At 59.5% G+C, this 11957-nt stretch carries 9 protein-coding genes; 4 read left to right on the top strand and 5 right to left on the bottom strand.

Features of this window, described 5'->3' with window-relative positions; genetic code table 11:
* Positions 1-199: 199 nt before the first annotated feature.
* Positions 200-826, bottom strand: a complete 627-nt coding sequence (locus NXY83_RS09880) for a hypothetical protein (protein WP_258805925.1) — start codon at positions 824-826, stop codon at positions 200-202.
* Positions 827-1086: 260 nt separating this feature from the next.
* The gene (locus NXY83_RS21065) at positions 1087-1452 is read right to left on the bottom strand and encodes a nuclear transport factor 2 family protein (protein WP_397427584.1); all 366 of its coding nucleotides are present in this window, start codon (positions 1450-1452) and stop codon (positions 1087-1089) included.
* 665 nt (positions 1453-2117) lie between these two features.
* Here NXY83_RS21065 and NXY83_RS09875 point away from each other — a divergent pair.
* From NXY83_RS09875 to NXY83_RS09865, 3 genes are all read left to right on the top strand, one after another.
* Positions 2118-2417, top strand: coding sequence for a hypothetical protein (locus NXY83_RS09875; protein ID WP_258805924.1), 300 nt, complete (start codon positions 2118-2120; stop codon positions 2415-2417).
* Between the two features lie 278 nt (positions 2418-2695).
* A complete protein-coding gene (locus NXY83_RS09870; protein ID WP_258805923.1) occupies positions 2696-3094 on the top strand; it encodes a hypothetical protein in 399 nt (132 codons plus the stop codon).
* Positions 3095-3904: 810 nt separating this feature from the next.
* Complete coding sequence (locus NXY83_RS09865) at positions 3905-4600, top strand: hypothetical protein (protein ID WP_258805922.1); 696 nt, start codon at positions 3905-3907, stop codon at positions 4598-4600.
* Between the two features lie 845 nt (positions 4601-5445).
* Here the strand turns inward: NXY83_RS09865 and NXY83_RS09860 are convergent.
* Positions 5446-6768 carry an ISL3 family transposase gene (locus tag NXY83_RS09860; RefSeq protein WP_258805016.1) on the bottom strand — a complete coding sequence of 441 codons (1323 nt, stop codon included), beginning with the start codon at positions 6766-6768 and terminating at the stop codon, positions 5446-5448.
* Between the two features lie 487 nt (positions 6769-7255).
* Here NXY83_RS09860 and NXY83_RS09855 point away from each other — a divergent pair, with 487 nt between their 5' ends.
* A complete protein-coding gene (locus NXY83_RS09855; RefSeq protein WP_258805921.1) occupies positions 7256-7951 on the top strand; it encodes a hypothetical protein in 696 nt (231 codons plus the stop codon).
* Between the two features lie 2453 nt (positions 7952-10404).
* Here NXY83_RS09855 and NXY83_RS09850 read toward each other — a convergent pair.
* Together NXY83_RS09850 and NXY83_RS09845 are read right to left on the bottom strand one after the other, a co-directional pair.
* Positions 10405-11319, bottom strand: coding sequence for a peptidase M56 family protein (locus NXY83_RS09850; RefSeq protein ID WP_258805920.1), 915 nt, complete (start codon positions 11317-11319; stop codon positions 10405-10407).
* Positions 11316-11924 (bottom strand): RNA polymerase sigma factor, encoded by a 609-nt coding sequence (locus NXY83_RS09845; RefSeq protein WP_258805918.1) that lies wholly within the window; start codon positions 11922-11924, stop codon positions 11316-11318. Before NXY83_RS09845 ends, NXY83_RS09850 begins: the two co-directional genes overlap by 4 nt.
* Between the last annotated feature and the right edge of the window lie 33 nt (positions 11925-11957).

Raw genomic sequence — 11957 nt, 5'->3', positions numbered from 1 at the left:
AGGACAAGCAGTAGCCGGATCTCGGCAGGCTCAGCACTATGAGCTGGTTGTCACTGCTGTGACCTGCTGGGTCCCCCATCGCCGGGGCCCGGGAGAGGGTGAGGAGGGTATGGGCGAGCATCGACACCATCAACAAACCTTGCCAGCGGGACAGTACGACAGCCGTGTCAAGCGTAGGAACGAGGTGGCTCGCGACCGACTAGCGCAACTGGCAGCTTACTTCGTGGATCGCAGGCCAAACCGGATCGGTGGCCGACCCGCCAATGACGAGAATCCCTGAGTCAGACCTCCACTGCAAGGTGTATGAGCCCGCAGCAATCGGACGGTAGCCGTCGTCGGCGGTCCAGTCGCTCATCCGCCAGCCAATCCCGACAGCACTTACGGCGAAGACTTCTCCGCCGCCGGACATTAGGAACGACGTCTCCCGGACGGCGGCCCGGCAACCGCCCGGCCCCTGCGGCTCCAGCACTTGGTAGGTGGCATCGAACCCGAGGTCGCCAAGCGCTCCGAGTAGACCACCCGCTCCAGCCACGAGCACCATAAGGCGCAGCGCCCACGTGCCCAGACCGCTGCGCCCCTGCTTTGTTGTCCCGGGCCCGGACCGCCGGCGCTTGGCGGCCCGGATGATCACAAGCACGAGCGAGACAGCAAGCAGGACGATGCTTACCGCCCAGCCACGGACTACCTGCCCGGATACGACGAATACCAAACCACCCCAGCCGGCAACGAAAACAAAGAAGGCCAGCAGCACACAGAAGTCGGCGGCCCGACCGAGACGTGACTCCACCAACTGTCCAAAGTGAGGCTCGTCGGTTACAACGCGCACACTCTCGTCAATCCAACTGTCACCAGGACAAGTCTCTTTCGACGTGAAGACCAGCAATCCCGATGTCACGTACGAGGTGAAAGCCGTCTACGAGAACGGCGCATCTGTCCAATAGCTCCATACCCACACCGTCGCCGGCCCAGAACACCCCGGCGTGACGCCCGCCTGACTAAAAGCACCAGCGAGGTCTCTGGAACGCGTCCCGCGAAAGGTTCCCCCAAACGTAACCGCCCAACCCGACCCGCAGATCCCTGGCGAAGCTAGAGGCGCGGACCTGCATGTCCAGCAGCGAGCAGCCATCTGCCACTTTCATGGATCCAGACTTGAGTCATGGGCATTCGGTAGCGGCTCCTGCCGGCCGTCGTTGATACGTCGTCTGTAACGATGCAGGTAAGAACGGCGGTGGTATCAAACATCGTGATACTGGGCTGTTCGAGAATTTGACTGTGCCAGGTGTTCTGGCCCTCTAGGTTGGATCGAAGGTAAGCATCGCGATCGAACTGGTCTCCTTTGTGTGAGATCCAGCAGAACTTCGGATGTAGTAAGCGACCTAAAGATTCACCATCACGTCGTTTTAGGGCGTCGGCTCGTTCTAATGCAGCATCTAGCACGTCCTGAGTGAGCATTCACCGAGTGTGTCAGTGATTGGCCGCTCTGGGAACTTCCAGCGGACTACTGCCCCCTCGCTACTCGCCATCACGGCGTTCCCATCCTCCCGCTTATGGTTCCTGAAACCGGTACAGCAGATGGAAAGGTTTCGTCCTCGAAAGGTGCTGAAGCTGTGTCCTTCTCGGGCGCCTAGTCCTGTCCGTCCTGATGGTCACGCGCGTCGAGGACTTGTTGGCGCCACATCCAGGCGCAAACAGCACAGTGAAGAATCCTGTCATGGCCGCCAAGAGAGCCCAAACGTTGAAGTCGCCGTCTCTGGTGGACGCGATGGCAAGTCCAAGTTCGATCACGCCAACGAGAGCCAAGAGGATTGTTAGTCCTGGATAATGCCACCTTGGAACGGCAGGAACTCGGTGCATCGGCTTCTTCGCGGCATCTTCCTGACCGGGCATGCTGGCCTACTTCGTTGAGGAGAAACACAATGTTTTGCAACGTCAACAGATGGACAATGATCACGTCAACCAGTCGGCACCACAAGGCCAGGCGCGCCTTCATTGATGCCGTTCAGGGTTCCTTTCGTTGACACAGCGAGTAGCCGAGGACCGGGCATCATCCGCGGCTCGATTCCCCAAGGGCCGGCGGGAAGGTAGCGTCGTAGCCATCAACCTGGGGGAGGTTTTCAATGACAAATTCAATCGCAAAAAATCACGTCATTGCGGTCATTGGCGGTGTGCTGGCGCTTGTCGGGATTACAGTCGCAGCCACTCTCCGAGCATCTTCCTTTGCTCGCTATATGTGGTTCGAGGATCTGGGTCTCGACGTAGATCCGGCGGTAAGTCCCGAGCTGTTTCGGCAAATCGTAGCCACGAGTCCCACTGATAAGGCGTTGTTTTATATGGCCCTGGCGTTGATCCCTGTCGGAGTAATTTTGCTGGTGCTGGGCATCGTCAGGCACAAACGAATGGACGGCAACGTCTCCTGAGAGTTGTTCGCCCGCGGCAATGTGCCAGCCGTCTCGTTTATCGTTCCTCGGCTGGACCGGCTCACGGGCGGCTTCCCCAGCGGTCAACGCAGGCGCATCCTGCTCTTGACGAATGCGCCCCCTTCCGCCGAAAGAACCTGAACGACTGTGATTCCAAGCGGTAAGTGACCTTGCCTCTCCCGATGCAGCATCCAAGTGTTACTCCGCAACTGGCCTGAGCAGCGTTGTGCAGTGCCCGCGGTGAAGAATCCGAGATTTCGTGATTTAGCCTGAGGGGTATGGGACGAGGACGAGGCTGGAAATCTGATGACCAAACGGCGGGTATCCTCGCGCTGGATGTGCTGTGTGCCTCGCTGGAGGCGTTTGAAAACACGTCCGGCCGATACTGGGCCGGGGGATTTGGCGCTACGGCACGGAGACTCGAGGTCGCTGCGTCAAAAGAAGAACGTCGCGGAATCTATTTGATGACCGGCAGCCTCCTGCGGGGTGGAATGGGAAGCATCAACGATGTCTACGGCCCAGACGAGCATCGACACAGTGCTTTCAAAGCCGCGCTGAAGCAGGTTCACCGCATCTTCGGACTGAGCATGGGACGAATTCTTCTCGATGACACGTTCATGAGCCAGGCCTGGTATCGCCGCCGCCGAACCCGGCACTACCCGCGACAGTCGGCGTAGCTGACAAGGTGTATCGGCTGCACCGTCCAAAGGAGACGCTTGCACACTCGCTTGGTACGCAACGGGTTACGCGCTGGTCTAAGGCATGAGCGATCCGGCCCTTGTCGACCGTAGGCGGAAAGGCCTACGGGCACCGGATTCACTCCAACGTACAAACCGGGGACCACAGCCCCACTGCCGCATTGGACCCGCCCGAGAAAGCGTCCGCTGAGGCATCCCCTTGCCGGCTGCATCAAGCGCCAAATAGCGCTGTGAAAAAGCCGCCATTTATCGCCAAAAGTCACAGTTGATGCAACTCCGCCCTCCGAGGAAGTACCGGAATGGACTCCTGCGGACATCGTTCGCTGCGCTAATCTCGCTGGCTCTGGTCGGCATTGGGGCAGCGTTGTTTGCGGGTGGTTTCGTCCTCGGCTTCGAACTTGTCTGAACGAACCGTAAGAGGTTCGGCTCGGGAGCAACAGGCCACTTGCTTTGCACCTGAAGTAGGCTGGCAAAGTCCTTTCTGGGCAGCTGAATCCTTGGGGGGAAGAATCATGGATATCGTCTTACCGGTCGTTTTCGCGGCCATCTTCTTTTACGTCCTTTATGGAGTCATCCGGGCGGCGACACGAGACGGCATCATTGCGGCTAAGCAGGCCGAAAGAGATCGCGCTGCCAGTGAAGCCGATTCGCTGGGCCGTAGCTGAACCGTCGCTGGCCCGTTAGAGGTTCGGTTTATATGCACACGTCGTCCTCCGGGGAATGGGCCTCATAACAACGTGCATCCAAAGACCTGGATACACGCATGTCGAGGTCGGCAAGAATACTCATATGCCTCCAATACCTGACGCTCATCATGCAGCTTTTGACAGCTTGGTCACCCGAGCGCGGCAACTTTTCGGCAATGCTGTCGAAGAAAAACTGATCGCTCCCTACAGCCATCGGCTTCCCACGTTTAGAGTTGGCCAGCTGTCCGTGGTCGGTGAGCAATGGCTCGTCGTTGATGTCGAGCCTGGTCCGTACTCGCGGCACCCCCACCAGCGGTGGGAACTCGATTGGAACTCCGACCTCGAGAAAGCAAAGGCGCTGCTTGAGAAGTATCACGTGCGGCAGCTGCTCGCTCCGAGTTCAGGAGATGTTCTCGTTGCGCGGCTCATTGCCCTAGTAGGAGAGGACGGCGAAGCCACCGTCTCAACGGAACAAGCTGAGTTCGACCGGACTGTCACTGTCACACCTCATCGTCGCGGCGCCATACCGTTCGAGGTCCTCATCACCAGCGGCTTCGTTGTCGTCATTAACGGACCCGACTTAGGATGGTGGACTTTTGGAGGGGACTACGAAGATGACGGTGTTGAAGAGGCTCAGAGAGTGCTGGAGCACCTGCTTATCCGTGGCGGAACCATCCGTATCACCCGACGTGCCAGTGAACTCCTCGACACCGACGGCAGCATTGTCAGCGGCCCCCACCGAGATGCAGTCCGCACACGCCATACCAAAAACCTGCACTTCACGCCCTATCGTCAGTGATCCTCCGCTCGAAGGCAGCGAGCACCACCTGCAAACTTGAGCGACGTCGTACGGTGTGCACATGCCGTAGTTCTTCAGAATCGAAATCGGTACGGTGAGTGTGAAAGTCCCGACCCAGCGACACGAGACCCACCAGGAGGAGGAGGAGTTTGCTCCACGAAGACACTGGACAGGAGGACCGTGAACACGGAGGAAACTCCCTGTTGCAGCGGGTGTGCTTGTTCTTCCTCGTCTACCCCGAACTGCTAGTCATTCTCGTGCTGGTTATTGTCGCTCTCGTCGGCCTCGCCGTGTCCGGATGAATGCCCATCAGGCGTCCCCGTAAGGGTTCCTCAAATAGTTACTGGTGACCGCGCTGCTAGTGGGTGCACCTGTGGGAGGGTTTGAACCCATGAATCTCGTCCTGGTGATCGTTGGTGTCGTAATCGGCGTTGGTGCTGCAACATATGGTGCGAGGAAGCCTCGGGTGAAGGGGGAACCTTATGATACGAGGCGCAAAATGTCCTTGGTCATAACCTTGGTTGGGCTGCTCTTAGTTATTTGGGGTGGAGTTCTGACGATCCGAGGAGCGTAGCCAGCAACGACGGGAGAACTCTCCGTCAAGAAGGCTGATGCCCCAGCGAAATGCACTTGCACTGTCCTGTGGAGGTTCCTCGGCTGGACCAGCTTTTGGGACGTTTGGTGGCCGCAACAATAATCCTGGAAAATCGCTAGGACGCTCTACCCTCTACGCTTTAGGCACCGTGCAGCGTCAGAGAAGTAATTGAATTGGGGGCAAAGGTGACAAATGGCAATGGCAATAACTTATGGCGGATCTTCGGCTGGATCATAGTGGGTCTTCGCATTTAGGCATGGTTCGTCTGTTTGATTCGGTAGGGTCGGTGGCCGCCGGCGGCAAGTAGGCATCTGAGTCTGTAGTTGGGGAAATTACGGAACCCACGGGCGATACGGCGGGTGGTTTCGATGACGCCGTTGATTGCTTCTGTGGGGCCGTTGGAGGCGCCGCGGGTGTCGAAGTAGGCCAGGATCGCGGCCTTCCATTGTTTGAGTGTTCGACCGAGCCGGGCGACTTCCGGGATCGGACAGGACGGGAACGATGCGATGACCTCGTTGACGAGCCCCCTGCCGCGTTCCGGGCGGGAGTGGTAGATGTTCCGTAGCTTCTGATAGCACTGCCAGGCCAGGGTGACTTCGTGGCCGTGGTCCCCGGCGGTGAGTTTCGCATCGAGCCTGGCGGCCTGCTTCTCGGTCAGATGTTCCGCGCCGGTCTGCAGAGTCCGCCGGATACCGTAGAGCGGATCTCCCTTGCGGCCCCGGTGGCCCAGGGTCTCCTGCTGGACCCTGCGGCGGACCTCGTCGACCATGGCCGATCCCAGTTTCACGACGTGGAAGGCGTCCAGGACGGTGATCGCTTCGGGCAGCTCGTCGCGGATGGCGTTGGCGTAGCCGCGGAACGGATCCAGCGCTGCCGTCTTGACGCCGGCGGTGAATTCCTCGCCGCGGTCTTTAAGCCAGTCGGCGTAGGCCTTCCCGGACCGGCCCGGGACGAGGTCCAGCAACCTGGCATGCACCACGCCCTTCTCGTCGCGGGTGTGATCCACGATCCCGGTCACCATTCCGGATCCCGGCGGACCGGTGTGGGACCAGACATGCTCATCGACGCCGAGCGCGTTCACCCCTGTCAGCCGGCCGGTCGCTGCGATCCGTCGGGTCGCCTCTGCCTTGATGGCGTCCCAGGCTGTGTGCCAGGAGACGCCGAGCTGGTGGGCCAGGGCCGATACCGAGGTGTCGAAACGCTGCAGCGCATCCGTCGCCCATGCCGCCGCGCGGGCGGTCAGTTTCGCCCGTGGCCCGGCCAACGGGTGCTCTTCGGTGAACGTGGTTCTTCGGCAGTCCGGATCCGGGCAGCGCCAGACACGCTTGGCCCACAGCAACCGCACCGGCCGCCCGAAACACGGGGTGTCATGGAGCCGGACCTGCCGGCGGCCATGCCCGACCGCGACGACACCGCAGTCCGGACACCCGCTAAGAGTTTCGGATGTTTCAACGTGCAGAACCAGGCCGGTCCCGACCGCCGTGACCGAGCAGACGTGGATGCCGTCGACACCAAGAAGCGCGTCTGCCCGCTCGCACCAGCGCCCGCCCGGGCAGGAAGTAGCATTGGGCATATCAGGGTCTCTTTATTTACTTGGAAGCTTGGTCGCTACCAATTCAAAGAGGCCCTGACCCCTCTCCTCCCGCACCACGCCGCAGCGGCATCAGGACACGCTCCTGCCCTCGGCGTCAGATGGCCCTAACCATGCTCATCTGCGAAGGGCCATCATAGTACTGATGGTTGTGGGTTTCATCGTGGCGGGGTTGTGGGCCATGACCACCGTTTTGCCCGCAAAATCGTGACCGGAGAACGTTCCCAGATAGGGCTTCCCGCAACAGCCGGGACCGAATGCTAACAAGGTTTAGCGTTGTCCTTAACGCCGCCCTGGCTGAGGAAAATGCTGGCGGACACCCAGCCCAAGTACGTCCCGTGTTTGAACGAGTACTCGCAAACCTTTATACGGACTGATCAGGTTCGGGCGAAGCATCCCATTAGGCCTTCGTACGTGGACCAGGTTTCACATCGAGTAAGTTGATATGACCTTTGAGTAGGGTTGAGCTGTGAATCCTAGTGATCGCCGTCAGCCCTGGACGTTTGCCGCGGTGTCCGTCATGGTCATCGCAATGACGCTTCTTGTCACTGGTCTGGCCCAGGTGCCGGCGGCCCAGCTGCTGCCCGGCTACGTTGCTGCCTACCTCCTGATTGGTGTCTGCATCTTTGGACCCGTCCGGAGAATGCCGTCCCCGCGCCGGGCCGTAGCTTTCCTGACGCCCGGGATGCTGCTCGTGATACTGGCGTTCCTGGACCTCGGCTTCTGGTGCGGAGGCTGGCTCCTCGGGCTCCCGGCGTGGGGACTCCTGCTCAGCCGATGGACTCCAAAGAATAAGCTCCCAGTAGTCCGAGTCCTGAAGTTTCTGGCGCTGCTCGTTCTAGGCTTGGCGACCTTCACGCTCAAAGGGTTCATAGGCATCTTCTTCGTTTTCAGCATCGGCGCGATTTTCCTGCTTCCGCTGGTTCCGATTCGCCTTGCCTACCCTGACTTCCGCGCGCATCTCCTGCAGACCAGTGTGGAAGTCGTCCTGTCCGTGGCTGCCGTCGTGTTGGCCCTCCTGCTGCCCAGCCCGGAAGGGTCCTGGTCTTCACCATTCAGTCACGCCGGCGGCGCCGCTGCCGCAGGACTGATAATCGCCTTCTGGGCACGAGGCATCCCCCGCCGCTCCGCAAGGCTCCGCCTCAACGACGGGGTGACGCTGTAGCCGACGGCATTCCCGTAGAGGGTTCCCGAATGAGCGAAGGAACACTGCTGTGTCGCCAGGGCGTCTTGATGGTTCCGTAACGAGGGGGGTTTCTTTTAGTTATGCTCGGGTAGCGAGCCCACGCTCTTCGATGGGGTGCTTCAGATTCGGGGGTGGGGACTTGAGTAGTAGAAGGAACCTTCTGAAGTGGAGTGGGTTGTGCGGGTAACCCCAGTTGGCATTTGCAGCCGTCGCATCCACCGCGCTGGTGATAGCAGGCATGGGACCAGTTAGCGCCGAGACGCAGCCCGTCCCAAAAGTCGCAACGGCTCAAAGCGAACATAGCGGTGTTCCGGCAGCGATTACGATGGCCTGATGGCTGTCGGAGGCGGCCTAGGCACGTTCTTCAATTCATACGAGTGGGATAGCGGCCGTCAAAAGCTCCTCGTGCATTACACGGGATCAGCAGAGGAACTCCGAGCGAAGCTCGGGGAATCACTACCACCGTCATCTTTCGAATTGATCCACGATCCGTACTCTGTCTCCGCTCTGGAAGTTGAGGCGCAGCGGCTCCTCTCAAGGGGGACCTTGATAGATGGAATGCCCATTACATCGGCTGGTCCGCTTCCAGATGGTTCGGGAGTAGGTCTTCATCGAAGGCGACCCCAAAAGTCACTCCACCCCGACACCCCCAGCGAATCTTTCCGCTTTCCCAATAAAGATCGCCGTTCAAGGAAAAGCCATGCTTGCGGATAGGACAGATACCCCTAGTTCCCTGCGTTGATGTGCCGTCCCTGGCAATTTACCTAAGCAGTACCCCGAGGCCGAGCCGGAACAACTGCGCGGAGCCGCTCCGAACCTCTATAGATTGGCCCCTTGGAGGTTGACTATCAGGACGGAGCAATAGCGGCAATCATAGAGACAGGCATGCTGGCAATTGACGTCAGGGGGACTAAATGCGGAAATCGGGATTAACCCCATTCCTCATGGTGCTGCTGGCCGCTTGTGCGCCGTCCGCTCCAGCAGACTACCCGCGTGCCGCCTCTGCCGATGACCGCTGGGGTGTCGGTGTCAGCTTCCCCGTCTATGAATCCTTGGACCACTGCGAGGATGACCCGAGCGTCGAGAAGTCCGTCATAACCGCCGACATGCCTACTTCCCTCCTTGGTATACGCCTGGATGCAGGATCGGCAGAGGTCGACGCCGTGCGAGTCGCAAATTGCGTTGATCAAGCCCTAAGCAGCGGGAAGGTCACGATTCTTTCCCCAGAAGAAGTCAGCCAAGATCCAGCATTGCCATCAACTCCGCCTTCCCCTGAAGCCGAAGATGGGACCGGCGCAGCCGAGCGCAGTGATTGCCGCGAGTCGTTCACCTCGCCAAGTTCCTCAACACAGCTGCCTGCGCTTCCGGCTACTTCGGCAACTGCCGCCAGCTGCGGGCCCGAACCCGCCCCACTGACCGAAGAACAAATGCGCGGGGCCACACCCGCCCCGATACCCCTTCAACCCCAGCCCAATGCGGAAGGGGATTCAGCGGACTCTCAAGCCCAGAACTCTAATGGAGAGCAGCGCGAATGGACCTCCGAAAGAATGAGGAGCGCTTCGCCTGCACCAATGCCCAGCACTCCCTAACCCTGAAATCGAACAAACTAGCCATCAAGTTGCCGGCCGCCTACCAGGTCGGAGACGCGACGCGGCTGAGTGTGCCGATAAGGGTTCGGTTGGTGCGACAGATGCGTTCTTACATCCTCCGCTTGAAATAACTAGTCAGAACGGGAACGACAAGGATCGTGACGATTACAACGGGAACTACTAGTGTCAGCACGCCACCTTGAGGAAATAACGCTCTGAGCAAGAATGCCAACAAGATGCCGCCCATCAAGGCAACCGAGAACGTTGATATGACCCGTCGGAAACTGACTTCCCTCGCCATGAGAGCCTTTCGTTCGCGCCCTCTTTCCGATCCGCTGTCAGCAAGGAAAAGAATTCCGTGCATCTAATAATCACAGAGGACCTGGCTTTTGGTTCCAGGACATGATCCTTTCGGAGATTTCTGTCCATCTCAAGAGAGGGTCCGGATAGGTCCCGAGAGGGCTATCGGCCATGGTGTCAGAGTTTGTCCTGGCCAGGGTTTCCCTCGGGAGCTAACCAAGGCCCACGACCTTGCTCCTGAAGTACGCTGGAAAGGTCCTTTCTGGACAGCTAAATATTTGGGGAAAGAATCAGGGATATCGTCCTGCCGATCGTTTTCGCGGCTATCTTCTTTTACGTCCTTTATGGAGTCATCCGTGCGGCGACACGAGACGGCATCATTGCGGCTAAGCAGGCCGAAAGAGATCGCGCTGCCAGTGAAGCCGATTCGCTGGGCCGTAGCTGAACCGACTCTGTCTCGCTAAAGGTTCGACGAACAGAACGTCCCCGCCGAAAAGCGCGAAGGCTCTCTGTTGGTAGCAATGGTGCTGCGACGATGACCACTCAGTTGGGAGGCACTGGGATGGCTGGGTATCCCGTTTCTATTGGTGACAAGCCTGGGCAGGGGTATGTCTCACCAGGACCCAGTGTCTGCGGAACTCCTGAGCATTCCGCTGCCGGTTCTCCAACGATTCGGGAGTTCCCGGCCGCATAGCTGATAACGAATTCACCAACGACGGTTTTGCCGGTCACATCGTAAACGGGAATTGCAAAGTCCTTGCCGAGCCGCGCTTCCTGCCATGCGAGGGCTTCTGCGGGGCTTTTGAAGGACTTTATCGCGGCGGTTCCGTCGGCATCCTCGAGCTCGGTCCTGTAGACGTAGCCTCGTGTCCCGTTGGTTGCAATGACGGCGACCATATCGGGGCTTCCATTCTCGTTTTGTGCGCCGTAGGTGTCCCCTTCGGCGTTGACTGCCCAATCGGTGATCTCGGTGTTGACGTACCTGGCGCTGAGCTTCCAGCTGGCTTCGGGACTGGTTGTGATGGTGATGCTTTCTTCCCCCGGGGCGAGCGGAATTGTGTAGCCGGTCCAGTCCTGGGGCGTTCCTACGTCGTCCTGGTCGCAGGTGTTGCTGGCACCGCGCCGGTACTCAAAGGTTCCAGGGCTGAGGCAGTGCAGTTGCATCTCGATGCCTGTACTCCCTTCAGGGGCAGGGCCAAGCTGTACCGTTGCTGTTCCGGTGTGCGTTTCCGTAACTGCTGATGCCAGCGGCGTCACGAGCGGGGAACCTGGCGTGACAAACAGTCCTGCTGCGGTAGCCCCGACGCCTCCCAAAAGTCCGAGACCAGCGAACACGGCGGTGCCGGCCCACAACCTGCTGCGCTTCCGTGTTCGGGCGGGTGCAGCCTTTTCAGCTCGGGCAGTCAGTTCGGCCCGCAGGGCATCGCTGAAAACTTGATCAACGTGGAGTTGGTTCATGGCCGTTCTCCTTCCAGAACGGGAGTTGGAGCGGTGGGCGGGTTAGTTGATGCATCACCGTCGAGGGCGGCTCTGAGGCGTTGCCGTGCCCGGTGCATCCTTGATTTCGCTGCCGCAGGAGTGAGATTCAGGACGGCGGCAGCAGCAGCGATGGTGTGCTCTTCGAATACGACCAGGCTCACCAAATGCAGGTCCTCGGCCGTGAGCCTACTCAGCGCGGCTGCAAGGTCCTGATCAAGCTGGTTCTGGTATCTCCGGTATGGATCTGCAGCGGGGTCGCTGGCTACCTGGGTACGGGGAAGGGAACTCAGGAGTCGGTGGTAGCGGAGGGCAGCGCGGGCGCGGTTGCGTGCCATGTTCGTGCTCGTTACCAGCAGCCAGGGAAGAATGGATCCTTCCACAATCCGGACCTGCTTCCGGCGGCGCCAGAGTTCAAGGAACGAGGCGGCCATGATGTCTTCCGCATCGTGGTGATTCCCGCACAGCCGATATGCGTGCCGGAAGACGCGATCGCGGTGCAAGTCATACAGCACACCAAACGCGTCACCCTGGCCCTGAATACTCCGGTGCCACAGCCCCTCTTCGCCGTCTCCGTTGTTCCCCATGCCCTTTAGTGTCCGGCAAAGCCCAAAAGGTTT

It is taken from the genome of Pseudarthrobacter sp. NS4 (assembly GCF_024758005.1).
Taxonomy (GTDB): domain Bacteria; phylum Actinomycetota; class Actinomycetes; order Actinomycetales; family Micrococcaceae; genus Arthrobacter.
This window is presented reverse-complemented; position numbering and strand designations above follow the sequence as displayed.